This window comes from Streptomyces sp. NPDC005485, assembly GCF_040606085.1.
Taxonomy (GTDB): Bacteria; Actinomycetota; Actinomycetes; order Streptomycetales; family Streptomycetaceae; genus Streptomyces.
The window spans coordinates 1-23,945 of the sequence record NZ_JBEXDZ010000146.1 but is presented as its reverse complement, the minus strand read 5'-3'; the positions used below and the strand labels follow the sequence as shown (position 1 = coordinate 23,945).

The following is a 23,945-nucleotide window of genomic DNA, read 5'->3' as shown; positions in this document are numbered from 1 at the left end:
CGCGTGCTCCTCGGTCGCCTTGATGTGCCGGGGCACCAGCCGCCGGAAGACCAGACTGCGGGCGGGTGGTGTCAGTCGAGGCTGGCCAGGGCGGCCGGGCTGAAGGCGGTCAGTTCCTCACCGCGGCCGTCGCGGATCTTGGCGACCCACTCGGCGTCGCCGAGCAGGGCCCGGCCGACCGCGACGAGGTCGAACTCCTCGCGCTCCAGCCGCTCCAGGACCCCGCCGACGCCCTCGGTGCCGGCGCCGGTGCCCTCGGCGAACATGGTGACGAAGTCGCCGTCCAGGCCCACCGAGCCGACGGTGATGACCGGCTTGCCGGTGATCTTCTTGGTCCAGCCCGCCAGGTTCAGGTCCGATCCCTCGAACTCGGGGATCCAAAAACGCCGGGTCGAGCAGTGGAAGGCGGTCACGCCGGACTGGGCGAGCGGGGTGAGGAACTCCTCCAGCTCCTGCGGGTTTTCGGCCAGCCGGGCGGTGAAGTCGGCGGTCTTCCACTGCGAGAAGCGCAGCACCACCGGGTAGTCGGGGCTGACCCGGGCGCGTACGGCGTCGATGATCTGCACGGCGAAGCGGGTGCGGGCGACGATGTCGCCGCCGTAGCCGTCGGTGCGCTGGTTGGTGCCCGCCCAGAAGAACTGGTCGATCAGGTAGCCGTGGCCGCCGTGCAGTTCGACGCCGTCGAAGCCGAGCCGCTCGGCGTCGGCGGCGGCCTGCGCGAACGCCTCGACCACGGCGTCGATCTGCGCCTGGGTCATCGGCTCGGTGACCTGATGGCCGGGGGCGACGAGTCCGGAGGGGCCCACCAGTGCGGTGCCGGGGCCGAGCGCCTCGCCGGCGAGCGGGTCGAGGCCGACGTGCCACAGCTGGGCGAATATCTTGCCCTCGGCCGCGTGCACCTGGCGCACCACCTCGGACCAGCCGGCCAGGGCCTTCTCGCCGTAGAAGTGCGGCACGGCCGGGTTGTAGGAGGAGCCGGGGTGGTCGACCACGGTGCCCTCGGTGACGATCAGGCCCACGCCGTGCTGTGCCCGTCGCGCGTAGTAGGCCGCGACCTCGGGCCCGGGAACGCCGCCCGGTGACATGGTGCGGGTCATCGGCGCCATGACGAAGCGGTTCTTGAGCGGTACGCCGCCCAGCGTCACCGGGGTGAACAGCGGGCCGACCGGGCGGGTCGGGGCGGGCTCAGTGGACGCGATGGACATAAGGGGGACGTTCCCTTCAGCTGGATCGGCCGGCCGTGCAATGGGTCGGTGTCCTGGTCCGCACCGATTCGGCCACGTACCGATTGAAACCAAGCGGGGGCCGCTCGAGCCACGCGTTCGACCCCCTAAACACCGCGTCCGCCCCCCTAAAGGGAAGGGGGGCGGCGGCGCGGTCCCGGGGCCGCACGGCCCCGGGTTCGCTCACAGTCGTGCGTCGGTCCGCGAGTCGGCGGGGTAGTGGCCCGCCACGGTCACCGACCGGCTGCGCCGGCCCAGGTCGCGGAAGAGCCTGCCGGGCCACCAGGTGGCCCTGCCTGCGTCCAGGACGAGCGCGGGCACCAGGACCGTACGGACCAGGAAGGTGTCCACCAGGATGCCGAGGGCGACCACGATGCCCATCTGGATCATGTTGGTCACCGGCATCGCGGCGAACACCGCGAAGGTGGCGGCGAGGACCACGCCCGCGGAGGAGATGACCCCGCCGGTGCCGGCCAGCGCGCGCACCACGCCCTGTTCGTGGCCGTGCGCGCGGGTCTCCTCCCTGACCCGGGTCATCAGGAAGATGTTGTAGTCGATGCCGAGGGCGGCCAGGAACACGAAGGCCACCAGCGGGATGGTCCAGTCGACGCCGCTGTGTCCCAGGACCCGTTCGAAGACGAGGTTGCTCGCGCCGAGCGCGGCGAGGTAGGAGACCGCCACGGTCAGCAGGAGCAGCAGCGGGGCGACGAGCGAGCGCAGCAGCAGGATGAGGACCAGCAGGATGACGCCGAGGACCAGCGGGATGACGGCCCGCAGGTCGCTGTCGGCGGCCCGCTGGGTGTCGGAGCGTTCGGCCGCCTGACCGCCCACCACGGCCTGGGCGCCGGGCACCGCGTGCACGGCCTTGCGCAGCGCGTCGACGGTCGAGGCGGCGCCGGAACTGTCGGGCGCGTCCTTCAGGACGGCCTCGATGGAGATCAGGGAGCCGTCCGGGGAGCGGGTCGGGGTCAGCGCGGAGGCCACTCCGCCGGTGGCACGGACCGCCTTGAGGACCGCGTCGGCGTTGGCGGCGCGGGCCACCACGACGGCCGGCCCCGAGGCGCCTGCCGGGTAGTGGTGGGCGATGCGTTCCTGGGCGACGACGGACTCCGGCTTGTCCTGGAAGACCTCGGCCTGGCCGATGCCCACGTGCACGCCCAGGACGGTGGCCGCGGCCGCGCCGATCAGGATGAAGGAGAGCACCCAGGCCGGGCGCGGGCGCCTGGCGACGGCGGCGCCGACCTTGCCCCAGACGCTGCGCTGCGAGCGGGGCGCGGTGCCGTACTTGGGCCGGAAGGGCAAGAAGACCCAGCGGCCGGCGATCACCAGCAGGGCGGGCAGCGCGGTGAGCATCGCCACGAACGACCACAGGACACCGACCGCGCCGACCAGGCCCAGGCTGCGCGAGGAGTTGATGTCGGCGACGGCCAGGCACAGCAGCCCGGCGACCACGGTGGCGCCGGAGGCGATGATGGCCGGTCCGGCCTTGCGCAGCGCCACTGCCATGGCGACGTGCCGGTCCTCGTGGCGGTGCAGCTCCTCGCGGTAACGGGCGATCAGGAGCAGGGCGTAGTCGGTGCCGACGCCGAAGGCGAGGACCATCAGGATGCTGGCGCTGCCCGGGTCGACGGGCAGGTCGGCGTGACGGGCGAGCAGATAGACGGTGCCCTGGGTCGCCGCCAGGCACAGGCCGACCGACACGACGGGAAACAGCCACAAGAACGGGCTGCGGTAGATGAGCAGCAGCAGCACGATCACGACGGTGCCGGTGATGGCCATCAGGTTCGCGTCGAGGTTCTCGAACGCCCCCACGTAGTCGCTCTGCTGGCCCGCCGGGCCGCCGATCTCCACATCGAGTCCGGCGGGGGCGCCGGCGCGGGCGGTGGCGCGCATCTTTTTGATCTCGTCGGCCGTCGCGTCGCCGTCCACCCGCTTGAGGGGGACGACGACCATGAGGGCCTTGCCGTCCTTGGAGGCCGTGGTGGCCGGCATCGTGGCGCCCTTGGCGAGGTGCCCACGGAAGGCGGCCCGGTCCCGGGCGCTCTTGTCGCGGTCCGCCTGGGTGATGCCCGAGGTGCGGCTGTACACCGTCACCGCGGCGATCACGTCGTGGTCGGTACGGAACTTCTCCAGCTCGTGCAGGACTTGCACCGACTCGGCGTGCCGGGGCAGGACGGCGGTGCTGCCCTCGTCCTTGACGTCGTCGAGTTTCCCGGCCAGTGGCCCGAGGGCGGCGGTCACGATCAACCAGCCGACCAGCACCAGCCACTTGGCCCGTTTGCCGCACAGGGCCATGGCGAACCGCCTGCTGCCGTCAGTCATAGGGGGTCTCCTGGTAGGTCGCGGTCGGGAAAGCGATGCCAATGAAAAGGTCAAGGATTTCCCATGGGCTCAACAACCCCTGTCCGCGGTGGCGCCACCCCTGTGTCGACCCCTGCTCCCCTGCCCGGCGCCGCCCTGAGCGGGGCGGGGCGGGTGCCGCGGCCCGGGCGCGCCGGGCGGGCGCGCCCGGCGCGGCTGCGGGGCGGCGATCGTGCGGGCGGGTGCGCCCCCGGTGGCGTCCGCCGTCCCTCAGGCCCTCAGCTCCGGCACGATGACGTAGTCGCTGACGTCCGCGGTGTCCTTCTCCACGCGGGACAGCGCGGCCCGCACGGCGGGCTCCAGCCGGTCGCGCTTGGCCTCGTCCACGGCGTCGCGGTGCGGCGCGAACAGCGGCAGCACCTCGGCGGCGAACAGTTCCAGGGACTCCATGATGTGCTCGTGCCGGTTCTTGCCGATCTGCACGGAGAAGATGATCTGGTCGACGCCGGCCGCCTCGTAGCGGCGGACCATGTCGGCGATCTGCTCGGGGGTGCCGATGCCGCGGCGCAGCGCGGTGATCTGCTCGAGCATGTTCTTGACGTCCTCGGGCTGCTCCTCGGCGTCGCCGGCGGGGGCGGCCGGCTCGCGGACCAGGCCCACGCTCGCGCGGTTCTTCTGGAACTCCTCCCACACGCTGGTGACGCCCGGCTTGTGGTCGCCGGAGATGTAGTAGTGCATCAGCGCGTAGCTGAAGAAGTGGGCGCCCTCCAGGCCGCGGTCGAGGGCGGTGTCCTCGTCCTGGTGGCACATGAAGGGCACGACGACGGAGAAGTTGGGGTTGACGTCGAGGCCCAGCGGCTTGCACTCCTCGGACTGGATGATGCCGTAGTAGGCGTCCACCCAGTCCTTGGCCTCCTCGGGGGAGACGAAGGAGAAGGACAGGGCGCCCATGCCGTTGCGGGCGGCGTCCTCGATGGTGGTGCGGGCGCTGCAGGCCAGCCACAGCGGCGGGTGCGGGGTCTGCTTCGGCTTGGGCAGCAGGTTGCGCGGCGGCACGTCGACGAAGGGGCCCTGGTGGCCGGTGAACGGCTCCTCGGACAGCAGCCGGGTGATGACCTTGAGGGACTCCGCCCACTGCTCCTTCTTCGTCTCGCGGTCCACGCCGAAGGCGGCCAGCTCCAGCTGGGAGCTGCCGGCGCCGGAGCCGAACTCCACCCGGCCGCCGGAGATCAGGTCCAGGGTGGCGATGCGTTCGGCGACACGGACGGGGTGGTTGACGGCCGAGGGCAGCTGGACGATGCCGTGCGCCAGGCGGATGTCGCGGGTGCGGGCGGCGGCGGCGCCGAGGAACACCTCGGGGGCGCCGGAGTGCGAGTACTCCTCCAGGAAGTGGTGCTCGGTCGCCCAGGCGTAGTCCAGGCCGAGCCGGTCGGCCAACTCGATCTGCGCCAGGGACTCGTTGAACAGCCGCTCCTCGCTGCCCTGCTGCCAGGGGCGGGGAAGCTGGTGGTGGTAGATGAGGCCGAATCGCATGGTGTGTCTGCTCCTTGGGATGGGCGTGATCGGGTGGTGCCGGCGTCGGCTAGGCCGCCGCGGGGCGGCGGAAGGCGGCGCGGTAGTACAGCAGGGGATCGGCTTCGTGGTCGGCCGCCTGCAGGTGCAGGACCCGGCCGACCACGAGCCAGTGGTCGCCTCCGGGGTGCACCGTGTCGACGGCGCAGTCGATCCAGGCCAAAGAGCCGGGCAGGGCGGGCGATCCGGTGGCCGGCGCAGGGAGCCAGTCCTGTCCGGCGAACTTGTCGGACCCGCTCACGGCGAACGACCGGCACAGCATCTGCTGTGCCGAGCTGAGCACGTTGACGCAGAACGCGCCGGACGGCGCGATCTTCGGCCAGGTGCTGGAGGTCCTGGCGACCGAGAAGGCCACCAGGGCCGGGTCGAGGGAGAGGGAGAAGAAGGACTGGCAGGTCAGGCCGGCCGGCACGGTGCGCCCGCCGTCCTCGGTCAGGCCGGTGATGATGGTGACGCCGCTGCAGAAGCGGGAGAGCACCTGCCGGAACGCGTCGGTGTCGACGCGGTGTTCGAGGGTGGGGGTGCTGGTTCGGGTGGCCATCTGGCCCACGTCCTTCCTGAGGGTCCGCGTCGTACGGGTCAGGCCGCAGCGGCGGGCGGTGCGGGCTCGGCGCCCGCCGGGGGCGGCGCCTGTTCGAGGATCACGTGTGCGTTGGTGCCGCTGATGCCGAAGGAGGACACCCCGGCCCGGCGCGGGCGGCCGGTGGACGGCCAGGGCTGCTGCGCCGTCAGCAGCCGCACCTGCCCGGCACTCCAGTCGACGTGCGGGGTCGGCTCGTCGACGTGCAGGGTGCGCGGCAGCACACCCTCGCGCAGGGCGAGGATCATCTTGATCAGTGAGGCGGCGCCGGCCGCGCCCTGGGTGTGCCCCAGGTTGGACTTGACCGAGCCCAGCCACAACGGCCGGTCCTCGGGGCGGTCCTTGCCGTAGGTGGCCAGCAGCGCCTGCGCCTCGATCGGGTCGCCCAGCCGGGTGGCGGTGCCGTGCGCGTCCACCGCGTCCACGTCCTGGTAGCCCAGCCCGGCCTGGGCGAGCGCCTGCTTGATCACCCGCTGCTGGGCGGGCCCGTTGGGGGCGGTGATGCCGCTGGAGGCGCCGTCCTGGTTGAGGGCGGTGGAGCGGATGACGGCGTGGATGCGGCGCCCGTTGCGGCGGGCGTCCGAGAGCCGTTCCAAAAGCAGCATCGCGCTGCCCTCGCCCCAGCCGGTGCCGTCGGCCGCCGCCGCGAACGACCGGCACCGGCCGTCCTTGGACAGGCCCTTTTGCTTGGTGAAGTACTGGAACGTCTCGGGCGCGACCATCACGGTGACGCCACCGGCCAAAGCCAGCGAGCACTCGCCCTGGCGCAGCGAGCGCGCCGCCAGGTGGACGGCGACCAGCGAGGAGGAGCAGGCGGTGTCGACGGTGACGGCGGGTCCCTCCAGGCCGAGGGTGAACGCGATCCGGCCGCTGACCAGACTGCCGCCGGTGCTGGCGCCCTCGTACTCGTGGTACATGAGCCCGGCGAACACGCCGGTGTTGCTGCCGTGCACGGACAGCGGGTCGATGCGGGCGTTTTCCAGCGTCTCCCACGCGCTCTCCAGCAGCAGCCGCTGCTGGGGGTCCATCTCCTCCGCCTCGCGCGGTGAGATGCCGAAGAGGTCGGCGTCGAACTCGGCCGCGTCGTGCAGGAAGGCACCCCGGCGGGTGATGGTCCGCCCCGGGCCGCCGTCGGGGTCGTAGAGCGCCTCCACGTCCCAGCCGCGGTCGGTGGGGAACTCACTGACGCCGTCGCGGCCCTCCAGGAGCATCTGCCACAGATCGTCGGGGGTGTCGACGCCGCCGGCGAACCGGCAGGCCATGCCGATGACCGCGAGGGGTTCGGCGGCGGCCCGCTCCAGCTCCTCGTTCTGGCGGCGCAGCCGCTCGTTGTCGATCATGGAGGCGCGCAGTGCCTCGACTATCTGGTCGACTTCCATCGTGTCCGCCCTCAGCCTTCGTTTCCAGGGGACGTGACGGCTCCCAGAGCCGCCCGCACCAGGTCTTCCACCGCCATGCCCTTGAGGTCGCCGACGCCCGGCCGATCGCCGCCCGCGGCGCTGACTCCCACCGGCACGGGCGGGGCGACCTGCTCGGCGGTCGGCGGCGCCAGTTCCTCCAGCAGGAAGCGGGCCAGCGCCTCGGAGTTGGGGTAGTCGAACATCAGCGTGGCCGGCAGCCGGATCCCGCAGGCCTGCGCCAGGGCGTTGCGCAGCTCGATCGCCGCCAGCGAGTCCAGCCCCAGCTCGGTGAAGCCGCGCCGCACGTCGATCGACGCGGGTTCGGCGTGGCGCACCACCGCGACGTGGAAGCGCACCAGGTCCAGGACGGTGCGCAGTTGCTCCGTCTCCTCCAGGCCGGTCAGTTCCTGCGTCAGGGACTTCGGCCCTTCCTGCACGTCCGCCGCCGGCGCCACGGCCGGCACCTCGAGTTCCTCCAGCAGGAAGCGGGCCAGTGCCTCGGCGTTGGGGTAGTCGAACATCAGCGTGGCCGGCAGCCGGATCCCGGAGGTCTCCGCGAGGGCGTTGCGCAGCTCGATCGCCGCCAGCGAGTCCAGCCCCAGCTCGGTGAAGCCGCGCCGCACGTCGATCGAGGCGGGTTCGGCGTGGCACACCACCGCGACGTGGCTGCGCACCAGATCCAGGACGGTGCGCAGCTGCTCCGTCTCCTCCAGGCCGGCCAGCTGCTCGGCCAGCGACTGCGGTGGCCGGGCGGCGGACGGCAAGACGGTGCGGGCGGCGGCGCGGGCCGGGCTGCGCGGTGCGGCCGCGGGAGGGCTGCTCAGGTGGGCCAGCAGGGCCGGCGGCTGGGCCAGCACCCGCAGTGCGTCGCGGTCCAGCCGCAGCGGCGCCAGCAGTGCCTCGCCGGCGGTGAGCGCCTCGTCCAGGAGGGCGAGTCCGTCGCGGGGGTCCATCGCCGGGATGCCCAGGCGGCGCTGGCGTTCGACGACGGCGTCGCTGAGCGCGGCGGCCATTCCGTCGCCGGCCCACAGGTGCCACACCAGCGCGGTGGCCGCCAGGCCCTGGGCGCGGCGGTGCTGGGCGAGCGCGGTCAAAAAGACGTTGCCGGCCGCGTAGGGGGCCTGGCCGCCGTTGTCGAAGAAGCCGGTGGTGGAGGAGAACAGCACGAACGCCTTCAGACCGAGGTCGCGGGTCAGTTCGTGCAGGTGCCAGGCCGCGTCGGTCTTGGGCCGCAGGACGGCATCCACCCGGTCGGCGGCCAGCGAGGTGAGCAGTCCGTCGTCGACGACGCCCGCGGCGTGCACGACACCGGTCAGCGGGTGCCGGTCCGGCACCGCGGCGATCAGTGCGGCCAGCGCCTGACGGTCGGCCACATCACAGGCGGCCAGGGTGACTTCGGCCCCCAGCGCGGTCAGCTCCTCGCGCAGCTGCCCGGCGCCGGGCGCGTCCGCTCCCCGCCGGCTGGTCAGGATCAGATGGCGTACACCGTGCTCGGTCACCAGGTGGCGGGCCACCAGGGCGCCCAGGCCGCCGGTGGCGCCGGTGACCAGCACCGAACCCGCGCTGTCCCAGGGCAGTTCGGCGAGGCCCTTCGCGGCCACGGGGGCCAGCCGCAGCACATGGGTGCGGCCCTCGCGCAGCGCCAGCTCGCTCTCGCCGCAGGCGGCCGCCGCGGCGACGGCCTGCGCCGAGGCGTCGCTGCCGTCGGTGTCCAGCAGCATGAAGCGGCCCGGGTTCTCCGTCTGCGCGGCCCTGATCAGGCCCCACACCGGAGCCTGCGTGACGTCGGGGTCCTCGCCGTCGGCGACCGCCACCGCGCCCCGGGTGCACACCACCAGCGTGGACGCAGTGAACCGCGGATCCGTGAGCCAGCTCTGCGCGGCGGCCAGCACCTGAAGGGTGCGTGTGCGGGCCGCTGCGCCCAGGTCGCCGGCGCCCTCGCCGGTGTGGGAGGGCACCGCAAGCAGGACGTGGGGCGGGACGCTCTGCCCGGCGGTGGCTTCGCGCACCGTCTCCAGCAGCGGCAGGGTGGCGTCGTCGGGGGTCAGGGCCGGGCCCTGCGGCCAGGTGAAGCGGAACACCGCCTCGCTTGCGGCCGCCGCCGGATCGGCGCTCAGCTGCCGGGCCGCGGCGGGACGGGCGATCAGCTTCTCGACGGATGCCACCGGCTGCCCGGTGGCATCGGCCAACCGCAGCCGGGTGACGTCGTCGCCGATCCGCCGCAGGTGGACACGTAGTTCGGTGGCGCCGGCCGCGTGCAGGGTGATCCCGCTCCAGACGAACGGCAGCACCGTGCTGTCGGCGTCGTCCAGCAGATCCACGTGGCTGGCCGCGTCGAACAGGGCGGGGTGCAGGCCGAAGCGGGCCGCCTCCGCGTGTGCCTGGGCGGGCAGCGCCACCTCGGCGAACACGTCCTCGCCCCGCCGCCAGGCCGCCTTCAGCCCCTGGAATGCCGGACCGTAGCCATACCCGCGGCCCGCCAGTGCCTCGTACGCGCCCTCCACCACCAGCGGCTGAGCATCGGCCGGCGGCCACTGCACCAGATCGAACCCGGCCGTGCCCTCCCCCGGCGCCACCGAACCCGACGCATGGCGCACCCAGGCATCAGCCGAGCCTTCCGGCCGCGAGTGCACACTCACACTGCGCACCCCGGAGGCGTCCGGGCCGCCGACGACGACCTGCAGGGCGACCGCGCCGCCCTGCGCCACCACCAGCGGTGCCTCCATGGTCAGTTCCTCCAGCCGGCCGCAGCCGACCTCGTCACCGGCCCGCACCGCCAGCTCCACGAACGCCGTGCCCGGCAGCAGCACACTGCCCAGCACCACGTGATCCGCCACCCACGAACCGGCCGCCACCAACCGGCCGGTCAGCACCGCCCCGCCATCGGGCAGCGACAGGACCGCACCGAGCAGGGGGTGTCCGGCGTCGACGAGGCCGAGCCCGGCGGCGTCGGTGGCGCCCACGGCCTCGGGCTGCTCCTGCGGGGTGAGCCAGAAGTGCCGCTTCTCGAAGGCGTAGGGCGGCAGCTCCACCCGCCGGGCTCCCGGGTAGACGGCGGCCCAGTTGGGGCGGGCACCCAGCGCGTGCAGGTGCGCCAGCGCGGCGGCCGCTTCCCGCGTCTCGGGCCGTCCGCGGCGCAGGGTGGGCACGAAGGCCGCGTCCTCGGCGGACTGCCGGCCCATCGCCGTGAGCACCGCATCCGGACCCAGCTCGACGAACGTACCCACACCCGCAGCTTCCAACGCCCTTACGGCGTCGGCGAACCGGACCGCCTCACGGACATGACGGACCCAGTACTCCGGGTCCCCCAACTCCTCGCCGACGAGGGCGCCGGTGAGGGTGGACACGATCGGGATGGAGGGAGTGGCGTACGTCAACTGCTGTGCGACGGCACGGAAGTCGGCGAGCATCGGCTCCATCAGCGGGGAGTGGAAGGCGTGGGAGACCTTCAGGCGGGTGGTCTTACGGCCCTCCGCCTCGAAGTGCGCCTTGATCCGCAGCGCTTCCGCCTCGACGCCGGAGACGACCACTGCGGTGGGTCCGTTGACGGCGGCGATGCCCACGCCGTCGGCCAGCAGCGGACGGACCTCGTCCTCGGTGGCCTGCAGGGCGACCATCGCGCCGCCCTCCGGCAGGGCCTGCATCAACCGGCCCCGCGCCACCACGAGTTTCGCCGCATCCGCCAGGGACAGCACCCCGGACACATGCGCGGCGGCGAACTCGCCGATGGAGTGCCCGGCCAGGTAGTCGGGCTTGATCCCCCACGATTCGAGGAGCCGGTACAGCGCCACCTCCAGCGCAAACAACGCCGGCTGCGTGAACTCCGTACGGCTCAGCCGCCCGGCATCCTCACCCCACACGACCTCGCGCAGCGGCACATCGATCTCAGCCAGCACGGCATCGAAGGCATCGGCGAACACCGGGTAGGCGGCGTGCAGTTCACGGCCCATCCCGATGCGCTGCGCGCCCTGCCCGGTGAACAGGAAGGCGGTGAGGCTGTCGGAGCGGTCGCGGGCGGTGACCGCTCCGGGGACGGGGCGGCTCTCGGCCAGGGCGGCCAGCGCGGCCAGGGCCTCGTCGCGGTCGGCGGCGGTGAAGGCGACGCGGTGGTCCAGGGCCGCGCGGGAGGTCGCCAGGGAGGCGGCCACGTCGAGCAGGCTCAGCTCCGCATTCGCCGTCAGGTGGGCGTGGAGGTGGTCGGCCTGGGCGGGCAGGCTCTTGGCGTTCTTGGCGCAGAGCACGAGCGGCAGGACGGCCGGGGCCGGCGCGTCGGGGGCGGGCTTGGGGGCGTCGGGGACCGGGGCGGGGTTGGGGGCCTGTTCGAGGATGACGTGGGCGTTGGTGCCGCTCAGGCCGAAGGAGGAGACGGCGGCCCGGCGCGGGCCGGTGGACTTCGGCCAGGGCATGGCCTCGGTCAGCAGCCGTATCGAGCCGGCCGTCCAGTCCACGTTCGGCGACGGCGCGTCGACGTGCAGGGTCTTGGGCAGGTAGGCGTGGCGCAGGGCCATGACCGCCTTGATGACGCCGCTGACGCCGGCGGCGGCCTGGGCGTGTCCGATGTTGGACTTGATGGAGCCGAGATAGACCGGCCGGTCCTCGGGGCGGTCCTGGCCGTAGGTGGCCAGCAGGGCCTGCGCCTCGATGGGGTCGCCGAGCCGGGTGCCGGTGCCGTGGCCCTCGATCAGGTCGACGTCGCCGGTGCCTAGCCCGGCCGCCTTCAGGGCCTGGTCGATGACCCGCTCCTGGGAGGGGCCGTTGGGGGCGGTCAGGCCGTTGCTGGCGCCGTCCTGGTTGATCGCCGAGCCGCGGATCACCGCGAGGACGGGGTGGCCGTGGGCGCGGGCGTCGGACAGCCGCTCCACGGCGAGCAGGCCGATGCCCTCGGACCAGCCGGTGCCGTCGGCGGCGGCGGCGAAGGACTTGCAGCGGGCGTCGGGGGCGAGCCCGCGCTGCTGGCTGAAGTCGACGAAGATGTCCGGTGTCGGCATCACGGTGACACCGCCGGCCAGCGCCAGATCGACCTCGCCCTGCCGCAGTGCCTGGCAGGCCATGTGCAGGGCGACCAGCGAGGAGGAGCAGGCGGTGTCGACGGTGACGGCCGGCCCTTCCAGGCCCAGCGTGTAGGAGATGCGGCCCGAGGCGATGCTGCCGGCGCTGCCGTTGCCGAGGTAGGCGGCGAGGTCGTCGGTGACCTGCCCGGCCTGGGTGGCGTACTCGTGGTACATGGAGCCGACGTACACGCCGGTGCGGGTGCCGCGCAGCGTGGTGGGGTCGGTGCCGGTGCGCTCCAGGGCCTCCCAGGCGGCCTCCAGCAGCAGCCGCTGCTGGGGGTCCATCGCCAGCGCCTCGCGGGGCATGATGTCGAAGAACTCGGGGTCGAACTCCCCCGCGTCGTGCAGGAATCCGCCCTCGATGGTGTAGGTGCGGCCGGGGGTGCCCGGCTCGGGGTCGAAGATGGCCTGCGCATCCCAGCCGCGGTCGGTGGGGAAGGGGGTGGTGGCGGTGCGCTCGTCGAGCAGCAGCTGCCACAGGTCGTCGGCGGAGCGCACCCCGCCGGGGAAGCGGCAGCTGATGGCGACGATCGCGACCGGGTCGCTGGTGCCGGTCGCGGTGGTGCGTGTGGGGCGGGCGGCGGGGCGGGTGGAGGATACGCCGGCGCCGGTCTTTTCCTTGATCAGGGTGGCGACGGCGCGGCAGTTGGGGTGGTCGAAGACCAGGGTGGCGGGCAGTTTCAGGCCGGTGGCCGCGTTCAGGGCGTTGCGCAGTTCGACGGCGGCGAGGGAGTCGAAGCCCAGCTCGCGGAAGGCCTTCTCCGGGCTGACCGACTCCCCGCTGCGGTGGCCGAGGACGGCGGCGACCTGGGTGCGGACCAGTTCGAGGACGGTGCGGTCGCGTTCGGTGTCGCCGAGTGCGGCCAGCCGCTGGGCGAAGCCGTCCGCGCCGCCGTCCTGGGCGGTGCGGGCGGTACGGCGGCCGGTGCCGCGGACCAGGCCGCGCAGCAGTGCGGGCGGTTGTTCGCTGCGGGAGCCCAGCGCGGCCCCGTCGACCCGTAGCGGGATGATGTGGTGGGCGCCGGTGGCCAGGGCCGCGTCGAACAGGGCCAGGGCGTCGGCCGCGTCCAGGGCGGGCAGGCCCAGGCGGCGCATCCGGTCCAGGTCGGCGTCGGTGACCGTGCCCATGCCGGTGTCGACGTTCCACATGCCGAAGGCGAGGGCGGTGGCCGCGAGGCCCTGGCTGCGGCGCTGGTGGGCGAGGGCGTCGAGGAAGACGTTGGCGGCGGCGTAGTTGGCCTGTCCGGCGGCCAGGACGAGGCCGCCCGCCGAGGAGAACAGCACGAAGGCTTTCAGGTCCAGGTCGGCGGTGAGTTCGTGCAGGTGCCAGGCCGCGTCGGCCTTGGGCGCCAGCACGGTGTCGAACCGCTCGGGGGTGAGCTCGCCGACCAGGGCGCTGTCGGTGACGCCGGCGGTGTGGATGACGCCGGTCAGCGGGTGCCGGTCCGGGACGGCGGCGATCAGTGCGGCCAGCGCCTGACGGTCGGCCACATCGCAGGCGGCGAGGGTGACTTCGGCGCCGAGTGCGGTCAGTTCCTCGCGCAGCTGCCCGGCGCCGGGCGCGTCCGCTCCCCGCCGGCTTGTCAGGATGAGGTGGCGTACGCCGTGTTCGCTCACCAGGTGGCGGGCCAGCAGGGCGCCCAGGCCGCCGGTGCCGCCGGTGACCAGCACCGAACCCGCACTGTCCCAGGGCGGTTCGGTGCCCTGGGAGGGCTTCGCTGCCAGCAGCCGGGGGACGGCGAAGTGGCCGCCGTGCACGGCGAGTTCGCCTTCGCCGCTGCTTGCGGCGGCGGCCAGGACGGCGAGGGACTCCTCGTGTGCGTCGGTGTCCAGCAGCGCGAACCGGCCCGGGTTCTCGGCCTCCGCCGCCCGCACCAGGCCCCACACCGGGGCCTGGGCCGCGTCGAGGGTGTCGGAGAGGCGGGCGGCGACCGCGTAGCGGGTGACGAAGACCAGCCGGGATGCGGCGAAGCGTTCGTCGGCCGACCATGCCTGGACCAGGTCGAGGACGTCGGCGCAGTGGGCCCGGGTGGCCGCCAGGACGTCGTCGCCCTCGGTGGGCGCCAGCGGGGCCAGCACCGTGCCGGGTGCCTGTCCGTGCGTTCCGATCCAGTCGGCGAGTTGGGCTAGGTCGGTGAACTGGGCGATGTCGTCGCCCAGTTGGGGCAGTCCGGGCAGTGCTACGACCGTTTCGGTGACGGTCTCGGGCAGGGGCAGTTCCTGCCAGCCGACCCGGAAGAGGGACTCGGTGTGCCGGTTGCCCGCCGCGGCGAGCTGTTCGGAGGCCACGGGACGCGAGACGAGTTCCTCGACGGTGGCGACCGGCTGGCCGGTGGCGTCGGCCACCCACATGGCGGACAGCTCGTCGCCTCGCACCCGGCGGATGTGGACGCGCAGTTCGGTGGCGCCGGCCGCGTGCAGGGTGATCCCGTTCCAGGAGAACGGCAGCAGGGTGTCGCCCTCGGCAGCGCCGTCCTCGCCGAGCAGGTCGGCGTGCATGGCGGCGTCCAGCAGGGCGGGGTGCAGGCCGAAGCGGGCCGCCTCCGCGTGTGCCTGGGCGGGCAGCGCCACCTCGGCGAACACGTCCTCGCCCCGCCGCCAGGCCGCTTTCAGCCCCTGGAATGCCGGACCGTAGCCATACCCGCGGCCCGCCAGTGCCTCGTACGCGCCCTCCACCACCAGCGGCTGAGCATCGGCGGGCGGCCACTGCACCAGATCGAACCCGGCCGTGCCCTCCCCCGGCGCCACCGAACCGGACGCGTGGCGCACCCAGGCATCGGCCTCACCCTCCGGCCGCGAGTGCACGCTCACGTTGCGCACCCCGGAGGCATCGGGTTCGCCGACGACGACCTGGACCTGGACGCCGCCGTGTTCGGGGACCACCAGGGGCGCTTCCAGCGTCAGTTCCTCCAGCCGGCGGCAGCCGGCCTCGTCGCCGGCCCGTACCGCCAGTTCCACGAACGCCGTGCCCGGCAGCAGCACACTGCCCAGCACCACGTGATCCGCCACCCACGAACCGGCCGCCACCAGCCGGCCGGTCAACGTCACCCCGCCCTCGGGCTCGGGCGAGCTGACCAGGGCGCTGAGCACGGGGTGGTCGAGCGCCGTCAGACCCGCGGAGCCGACGTCGCCCGCGCCGGGAGCGGTGGCGTCCAGCCAGTAGCGCTCACGCTGGAAGGCGTAGGTCGGCAGGTCGGTGTAGGGCGGTATGTGTTCGGGGGCGCCGTAGTAGGCGGCCCAGTCGACCGGGATGCCGAGCGCGTGCAGCCTGCCCAGCGCGGACACGGTCTCGTGGGTTTCGTCGCGCTCGCGGCGCAGGGTGGGCACGAAGGCCGCGTCCTCGGCGGACTGCCGGCCCATCGCCGTGAGCACCGCATCCGGCCCCAGCTCGACGAACGTACCCACACCCGCAGCTTCCAACGCCCTTACGGCGTCGGCGAAGCGGACCGCCTCACGGACGTGGCGGACCCAGTACTCCGGGTCCCCCAGCTCCTCACCGACGAGGGCGCCGGTGAGGGTGGAGACGATCGGAAGGGAGGGCTCGCCATACGTCAATTCCTGTGCGACGGCACGGAAGTCGGCGAGCATCGGCTCCATCAGCGGGGAGTGGAAGGCATGGGACACCTTCAGACGGGTGGTCTTACGACCCTCCGCCTCGAAGTGCGCCTTGATCCGCAGCGCCTCCGCCTCCACACCGGAGACGACCACCGCGGTGGGCCCGTTGACCGCGGCAATGCCCACGCCGTCGGCCAGCAGCGGACGCACCTCGTCCTCGGTGGCCTGCAGGGCGACCATCGCGCCGCCCTCCGGGAGGGCCTGCATCAACCGGCCCCGCGCCACGACAAGTTTCGCCGCATCCGCCAGGGACAGCACCCCGGACACATGCGCGGCCGCGAACTCGCCAATCGAGTGCCCGGCCAGGTAGTCGGGCCTGACGCCCCACGATTCGAGGAGCCGGTACAGCGCCACCTCCAGCGCGAACAACGCCGGCTGCGTGAACTCCGTACGGCTCAGCCGCCCGGCATCCTCACCCCACATCACCTCGCGCAGCGGCACATCGATCTCAGCCAGCACGGCATCGAAGGCCTCGGCGAACACCGGGTAGGCGGCGTGCAGTTCACGGCCCATCCCGATGCGCTGCGCGCCCTGACCGGTGAACAGGAAGGCGAGTTTTCCGGTGGTGGCCTCGGTGATGGAGTGGCCGGTGGTGATGGATTCCAGGGCCTGGGCGAGGTCGGTGCGGTCGGTGGCGGTGGCGGTGGCGGTGTGGTCGAGGCCGGCGCGGGTGGTCGCCAGGGCGAGGCCTGCGGCGGCGAGGTCGTGGTCGGGCAGGGTGTCGAGGTGGGAGCGCAGCCGCTGGGCCTGGGCGCGGACGGCCTGGGGGGTCTTGCCGGATACCGGCCAGGCGAGGACGGGCGCGGTGAGGGGGGCGGGTTGGGGGGCGGGTTGTTCGGCGGGTTCTTCGATGATGACGTGGGCGTTGGTGCCGCTGATGCCGAAGGAGGAGATGCCGGCGCGGCGCGGGCGGTCTGGGGTGGCGGGCCAGGGCTGGGCCTCGGTGAGCAGTTGTACCGCGCCGTCGGTCCAGTCGACCTTGGCGGTGGGTGCGTCGACGTGCAGGGTCTTGGGCAGGACGCCGTGGTGGATGGCCTCGACCATCTTGATGATGCCGGCGACGCCTGCGGCGGCCTGGGTGTGGCCGAGGTTGGACTTGATGGAGCCCAGTCGCAGCGGGGTGCCGTTGTCGGGGCGGTGTTGGCCGTAGGTGTTGAGCAGGGCCTGGGCTTCGATGGGGTCGCCGAGGGTGGTGCCGGTGCCGTGGGCCTCGACGGCGTCGACGTCGGCGGCGCTCAGTCCGGCGGCGGCCAGGGCCTGGGTGATGACCCGTTCCTGGGAGGGGCCGTTGGGGGCGGTGAGGCCGTTGCTGGCGCCGTCCTGGTTGACGGCGGTGCCCTTGATGACGGCGAGGACGGGGTGGCCGTGGGCGCGGGCGTCGGAGAGGCGTTCCAGCAGCAGCATGCCGGCGCCTTCGCCCCAGCCGGTGCCGTCGGCGGCGGCGGCGAAGGACTTGCAGCGGCCGTCGGAGGCCAGGCCGCGCTGGCGGCTCATGTCGAGGAAGGTGTCCGGTGTCGCCATCACGGTGACGCCGCCTGCCAGGGCGAGGGAGCACTCGGAGCGGCGCAGTGCCTGGATGGCCCAGTGCAGGGCGACCAGTGAGGAGGAGCAGGCGGTGTCGACGGTGACGGCGGGGCCTTCCAGGCCGAACACGTAGGACAGGCGGCCGGAGACGACGCTGGCCAGGCTGCCGTTGCCGATGTAGCCGGCGACTTCCTCGGGCACCTCGTGCAGGCGGGTGGCCCAGTCGTGGTACATCACGCCGGCGAAGACGCCGGTGTCGCTGCCGCGTACGGAGCGCGGGTTGATGCCGGCGCGTTCGAAGGCTTCCCAGGTGATTTCGAGCAGCAGTCGCTGCTGGGGGTCCATGCCGAGGGCTTCGCGCGGGCTGACGCCGAACAGTTCCGGGTCGAAGTCGGCGGCGGCGTGCAGGAATCCGCCCTCGTTGCTGGAGCTTTTTCCTGAGATGCCGGGCTCGGGGTCGTACAGGCTCTGGTCCCAGCCGCGGTCGGTGGGCCAGGCGGTGACGGCGTCGCGGCCCTCGGCGACCAGTTGCCACAGGTCTTCGGGGCTTTGGACGCCGTGCGGGTAGCGGCAGCTCATGGCGACGATCGCGATGGGTTCGTCGTCGAGGGCGGGTGTGGGGGCGGTGGCCGGGGTGCGGGCCGGGGTGGTGGTGTCGCCGGTGAGGCGGGAGGCGAGGTAGGCGGCGAGTGCTTTGGGGTTGGGGTAGTCGAAGATCAGGGTGGCGGGCAGGCGCAGTCCGGTGGCGGCCTTGAGCTGGTTGCGCAGTTCCACGGCGGCCAGGGAGTCGAAGCCGGTCTCGCTGAAGGCGCGGCCGGGCTCGACGGCGGCGGCGCCGTCGTGGCCGAGGACGGCGGCGATCTGGGTGCGGACCAGGTCGAGCAGGGCCTGGGTGCGTTCGGCGTCGGGCAGGGCGGCGAGGCTGTGGGCGAGGCCCTCGGTGAGGGCCGCGGTGGGCCGGCCGGCTGCGGCGGTGCGGCGCAGCGGGGTGGGGGCCAGGGCGGTCAGCAGCGGTGGGATGCCGTCGGTGCGGGTTTGCAGGGCGTGCCGGTCGACGCGGATGGGTATCTGCACGGCCCGGTCCACGGTGAGGGCGGCGTCGAGCAGGGCGAGGTTCTCGTCGGGGCCGAGGGGTTCCAGGCCCAGGCGGGCGATGCGCTGCAGGGCGGCGGCGTCGAGGTGGGCGCCCATGCCCCGGTCGCCGGTCCACAGGCCCCAGGCCAGCGAGGTGGCGGCAAGGCCCTGGGTGCGGCGGTGGTGGGCGAGGGCGTCGAGGAAGACGTTGGCGGCGGCGTAGTTGGCCTGTCCGGCGCCGTCGAGGTAGCCGGCGGTGGAGGAGAAGAGCACGAAGGCTTTCAGGCCGAGGTCGGCGGTGAGTTCGTGCAGGTGCCAGGCGGCGTCGGCCTTGGGGGCCAGGACGGTGTCGAACCGCTGGGGGGTGAGTGAGGTGAGCAGGCCGTCGTCGGTGACGCCGGCGGTGTGGATGACGCCGGTCAGCGGGTGCCGGTCCGGGACGGCGGCGATCAGTGCGGCCAGTGCCTGACGGTCGGCCACATCGCAGGCGGCGAGGGTGACTTCGGCGCCGAGTGCGGTCAGTTCCTCGTGCAGCTGCCCGGCGCCGGGCGCGTCGGGGCCGCGGCGGCTTGTCAGGATGAGGTGGCGTACGCCGTGTTCGCTCACCAGGTGGCGGGCCACCAGGGCGCCCAGGCCGCCGGTGCCGCCGGTGACCAGCACCGAACCGGTGGAGTCCCAGACCGGTTCGGCCGGTTCGGCCGGTTCGCCGGCGACCAGGCGGGGGGCGAGGAAGCGGCCCGCGCGCAGGGCGAGTTCGCCTTCGCCGCCGGCGGCGGTGAAGGCGAGGTCGGCCGGCGCGGCCGTGTCGGTGTCGAGGTCGAGGAGGACGAAGCGGCCGGGGTGCTCGGCCTGCGCGGCGCGCACCAGGCCCCACACCGGGGCCTGCACCGGGTCGCCGGTGTCGCCGGGGGCGGCGGCGATCGCGCCGTGGGTGAGGACCAGGAGGGTGGAGTCGCTGTCCGGGTCGGCCAGGTGTGCGGTGATGCGGGCCAGGGCGGCGGCGGTGGTGGCGCGCACTGCGGCGGGCACGTCGGTGCCGGCCGGTGCGGTGACGGTGTGGACGGCCGGGGGCTGGGCGGGGGCGGTGGTGGGGTGGGGGGTTTGTACGGGGTGCCAGTCCAGGCGCAGGGGCAGCGGGCGGGCGGCGCGCAGCGTGTCCGGGGCCACCGGGCGTACCAGGAAGCCGTCGACCTGGGCGACGGGGGCGCCGGTGGTGTCGTACAGGCTCAGGGCGGCGGCGTCGGGGCCCTGGGGCACGATGCGTACGCGCAGGGTGGTGGCGCCGGTGGAGTACAGCGTCACCCCGTTCCAGGCGAACGGCAGCCGGGTCTGGGTGGAGGGCGGCTGGTCGGTGGCCAGGTCGGTGGATTGCAGGACGGCGTCGAGCAGCGCCGGGTGCAGGGCGAACGCGGCGGCGTCGGCGGTGTGGTCGGCGGGCAGGGCCACTTCGGCGTAGGCCTCGCCGTCGGCCCGCCACACCGCGCGCAGGCCCTGGAAGGTGGGGCCGTAGCCGTAGCCCTGGTCGGCCATCCGCTCGTAGAGGCCGCTCAGGTCGACGGGCCGGGCGCCGGGCGGCGGCCACTGGCCCTGGCCGGGCAGGGGGGCGGGGGCGGGGGCCGGGTCGGGGCTGAGGACGGCGGTGGCGTGCTGGGTCCAGGGGGCGTCGTCGGGGGCGGACTCGGGGCGGGAGTGGAAGGTGAGGTCGCGGCGGCCCTCGGCGTCGGGGGCGCGCAGCACGGCCTGCAGGATGACCGCGCCGCCTTGCGGCAGGGCCAGCGGGGTGAGCAGGTTCAGTTCGTCGAGGTGGGCGCAGCCGGCCTGGTTGCCGGCCTGGACGGCGAGTTCCACGAAGGCGGTGCCGGGCAGCAGCAGCACGCCGGAGATGCGGTGGTCGGCCAGCCACGGCTGGGTGTGCGGGGACAGCCGGCCGGTGAGCAGGATCTCGCCGCTGTGGTCGGCCAGCGGGACGGCCGCGCCGAGCAGCGGGTGGGTCAGGGCGATCTGGCCGTGTGCTGCCGCGTCGCCTGCGCCGGCCGGGGCCTGCAGCCAGTAGCGGCGGCCCTGGAAGGGGTAGGTGGGCAGGTCGAGGGGGGGCAGGTCGGCGGGGTGCAGGGCGGCGAAGTCGACGCCGGCGCCGCGGGTGTGGACGGTGGCGAGGGCGGTGAGCAGTTCGCGGCGGCCCTCGCGGCCGCGGCGTTGCGCGGCGGCGAAGACCACGCCCTCGTCGCCGGCGTCGCTGTTCTCGCCGGCGTTGGGGTCGTCGGCGAGGGCGGCGCGGGCCATCGCGGACAGCACCGCGTCCGGGCCGATCTCCAGGAAGGTGGTGACGCCGGCGGCGCGCAGGGCGCGGGTGCCGTCGGCGAAGCGGACCGCTTCACGCACGTGGCGGACCCAGTAGTGGGGGGAGGTCAGTTCGGCGGCGGTGGCGATGCGGCCGGTGACGTTGGAGACCACCGGGATCGTCGGGGGCTTGAAGTCCAGGACGCTGGTGATGCGGGCGAACTCGGCGAGCATCGGTTCCATCAGCGGCGAGTGGAAGGCGTGGCTGACCCGCAGCCGCTTGGTCTTGCGGCCGATCGCCTCGAAGTGCGCCTGGATGCGCAGCACTTCGCTGGTTTCGCCGGAGACGACCACCGCGTCGGGGCCGTTGACGGCGGCGATGCTGACGCGGTCGCCGAGGTGGGCGCGGGCCTCCTCCTCGGTAGCCTGCAGGGCGGCCATGGCGCCGTCGGCGGGCAGCGCCTGCATCAGCCGGCCGCGGGCGGCCACCAGGATGGCGGCGTCGTCCAGGTCCAGGACGCCGGCGGCGTGCGCGGCGCTCAGTTCGCCCAGGGAGTGACCGGCCAGGTAGTGGGGGTGCAGGCCCCAGGACTCCAGCAGCCTGAAGAGGGCGACCTCGAGGGCGAACAGGGCGCTTTGCGCGTACATCGTCTGGTCGAGCAGGGCGGCGTCCGCCGAGCCGGGCGGGGCGAACAGCACGTCCCACAGGGAGCGTTCGAGCTGGAGGTCGAGGCGGCCGATCGCGGCGTCCAGGGCCTTCGCGAACACCGGGTAGGCGGCGTAGAGTTCGCGGCCCATTTCGGCGAACTGGCTGCCCTGGCCGGTGAACAGGAAGGCCAGCCGTCCGCCGTGGGCGGTGCCCCGGGTCAGCGCCCGGTCGGTGCTGTTCTCGGCGGCGGCGCGCAGCGCACGCAGCAGTTCCTCGCGGTCCGCGGCAACAACCACGGCCCGGTGGCGGTGCACGGCCCGGGTGGTGGCCAGGGCGCGGCCGAGCGCGCCGGGCGAGGTGTCGGGCTGTTGCTCCAGCAGTTCCAGCAGCCGGCCGGCCTGGGCGCGCAGCGCGCCGTCACCGCGTGCGGAGAACGCGACGGGCACAGGAACAGGTGCGGCGGACGCCGAGGCGGCGTCGGGTGCGGTGACGGGCGCGGCGGCGGGTGCGGGGGTGGTGTCGGGGGCGGGCTGCTGGGGTGCTTCCTCGATGATGACGTGGGCGTTGGTGCCGCTGACGCCGAAGGAGGAGACGCCCGCGCGGCGGGGGGTGGGGCCGGGCTGCCAGGGCAGCTCCTGGGTGAGGAGTTCCACCGTGCCGGCCGACCAGTCCACGTTGGGTGAGGGGGCGTCGACGTGCAGGGTGCGCGGCAGCACTCCGGCCCGCATCGCCATGATCACCTTGATGACGCCGGCGGCGCCGGCGGCGGCCTGGGTGTGGCCGATGTTCGACTTCACCGAGCCCAGCCGCAGCGGCCGGCCGTCGGGACGGCCGGGGCCGTAGGCGGCGATGAGGGCGTGCGCCTCGATCGGGTCGCCCAACGTGGTGCCCGTGCCGTGTGCCTCGACCAGGTCGACATCCGCGCCGTTGAGTCCGGCGTCGGCGAGGGCGGCGCGCACCACCCGCTGCTGGGCGGGGCCGCTGGGTGCGGTGATGCCGTTGCTGGCGCCGTCCTGGTTGACGGCGGAGCCCTTCACCAGGGCCAGGACGGGGTGGCCGTTTCGGCGGGCGTCGCTGAGGCGTTCCAGGACCAGCACGCCGACGCCCTCGGAGAATCCGGTGCCGTCGGCGGCGGCCGCGAAGGGCTTGCACAGGCCGTCGGGGGCCAGGCCGCGCTGCCGGCTGAAGGAGGTGAAGACACCCGGGCTGCCGATGACGGCGACCCCGCCGGCCAGGGCGAGGGTGGACTCGCCGGCCCGCAGGGACTGCACGGCCAGGTGCAGGGCGACCAGCGAGGAGGAGCAGGCGGTGTCGACGGTGAGGGTGGGGCCGTCCAGGTCCAGGGTGTAGGCGACGCGGCCGGAGATGACGCTGGGCGCGTTGCCGGTCAGCAGGTAGCCGTCGAGCCCGTCGGGTGCCTCGTGCAGCCGGGTGCCGTACTCCTGCGGCTCGGCGCCGATGAAGACGGCCGTACGGGTGCCGCGCAGGGTGTCGGGGTCGGTGCCGGTGCGCTCCAGTGCCTCCCACACCGTCTCCAGGACCAGGCGCTGCTGGGGGTCCATGGCGAGGGCCTCGCGCGGGGAGATCCCGAAGAACTCCGCGTCGAAGTGCCCGGCGTCCGGCAGGAATCCGCCATGCTTGACGTAGGTGGTGCCGGGCGTCTCGGGGTCGGGGTGGTAGAGCGCTTCCAGGTCCCAGCCGCGGTCGGTGGGAAACGGCTCCAGGGCGTGCCGGCTCTCGGCGACCAGCTGCCACAGCTGCTCGGCGGAGCGCACTCCCCCGGGGTAGCGGCAGCCGATGGCGACGACGGCGATCGGCTCGTCCGTATCGGCGCGCCGTACGGCGGGCTGGGCTGCGGGCACGGCGGCGGACAGCCCGAGCACCTCGGTGCGCAGGTGCTCGGCGAGTGCTGCCGGGGTGGGGTGGTCGAAGCCGACGGTGGGCGGCAGGGACAGCCCGGTCGCCTTGTTCAGCCGCTGCTGCAGCGCGACCAGGGCGAGGGAGTCCAGGCCCTGCTCGCGAAAGGGCCGCTCGGCCACCAGCGGCCGCGGCTGCTCCTGCTGCGACCCGGGCGTCAGCTGCCGCAGGATCTCCGCGGCGCGGGAGCTCACCAGGTCGAGCAGGAGGCGGAGTTGCTCCCCGGGGGGAAGCGACTCGAGTCGGGCACGCTCAAGGTCCGAGACAAAGCTTCCGTACCCGCTCATCTGCATACTCCACACCCTGTTGCGATATCGCGGAAAAACATGAATCGGAAAATGCCCGGTAGCGGACCGGGACTTGTGACTCTAAAGCGGCGGCGCACTTCTCCCCCACCCCTATCCGCCCCTGCCCGGCCATTGAATTCAGCGGGAGTATTTCCGATCTCGGCCCGGCGTGGCCTGCCTCCCACCGAGGCGGCTGCGTGCCCGCCGCGGTTTTGCGGACCGGTCCGTGAAAAGGAAAAAAAGAGGGAGGGTCCGAAAACCCCGACAGCCACGGTAGGGGAGGCGCCGCGGCGCTCACACCCCTATCTCCCCCTAGAAGGCGGGGCGGTGGACGGCCGTCGTGGGCGCCTTGAATTGTTCTGGAGTTCCGCCGGAAAACGGGCGGGCCCCGGGGGGGGGGGGGGGGGTCGCCCCCCGGGGGTCCCGGCCCCCCCCCCCCGCCGGCCACCACCCCCCCCCGGGGCGGGGGCCG

5 protein-coding genes and 1 pseudogene are annotated in these 23,945 nt (G+C 73.7%); all 6 read right to left on the bottom strand.

The genetic code is table 11. The annotated features are described in order from the left end of the window. Positions 1 to 71: 71 nt before the first annotated feature. The 6 genes and pseudogenes from ABZS97_RS34610 to ABZS97_RS34585 all read right to left on the bottom strand — a co-directional run bounded on the left by ABZS97_RS34610 (position 72) and on the right by ABZS97_RS34585 (position 23,473). Entirely contained in the window at positions 72 to 1,205 is a 1,134-nt protein-coding gene (locus ABZS97_RS34610; protein WP_356144328.1) for an NADH:flavin oxidoreductase, read from the bottom strand. Between the two features lie 201 nt (positions 1,206 to 1,406). Beyond that, on the bottom strand, positions 1,407 to 3,545 hold the full coding sequence (locus ABZS97_RS34605; protein WP_356144326.1) for an MMPL family transporter: 2,139 nt from the start codon (positions 3,543 to 3,545) through the stop codon (positions 1,407 to 1,409). 249 nt (positions 3,546 to 3,794) lie between these two features. Then, complete coding sequence (locus tag ABZS97_RS34600; protein WP_356144324.1) at positions 3,795 to 5,057, bottom strand: LLM class flavin-dependent oxidoreductase; 1,263 nt, start codon at positions 5,055 to 5,057, stop codon at positions 3,795 to 3,797. A 49-nt stretch (positions 5,058 to 5,106) separates the two neighbouring features. Beyond that, on the bottom strand, positions 5,107 to 5,637 hold the full coding sequence (locus ABZS97_RS34595) for a flavin reductase family protein (RefSeq protein ID WP_356144322.1): 531 nt from the start codon (positions 5,635 to 5,637) through the stop codon (positions 5,107 to 5,109). A gap of 77 nt (positions 5,638 to 5,714) precedes the next feature. Continuing rightward, positions 5,715 to 7,055 (bottom strand): annotated as a pseudogene (locus ABZS97_RS34590) (beta-ketoacyl synthase N-terminal-like domain-containing protein); the annotation flags it as partial. An 11-nt stretch (positions 7,056 to 7,066) separates the two neighbouring features. After that, entirely contained in the window at positions 7,067 to 23,473 is a 16,407-nt protein-coding gene (locus tag ABZS97_RS34585) for a type I polyketide synthase (protein WP_356144320.1), read from the bottom strand. Positions 23,474 to 23,945: the final 472 nt, after the last annotated feature.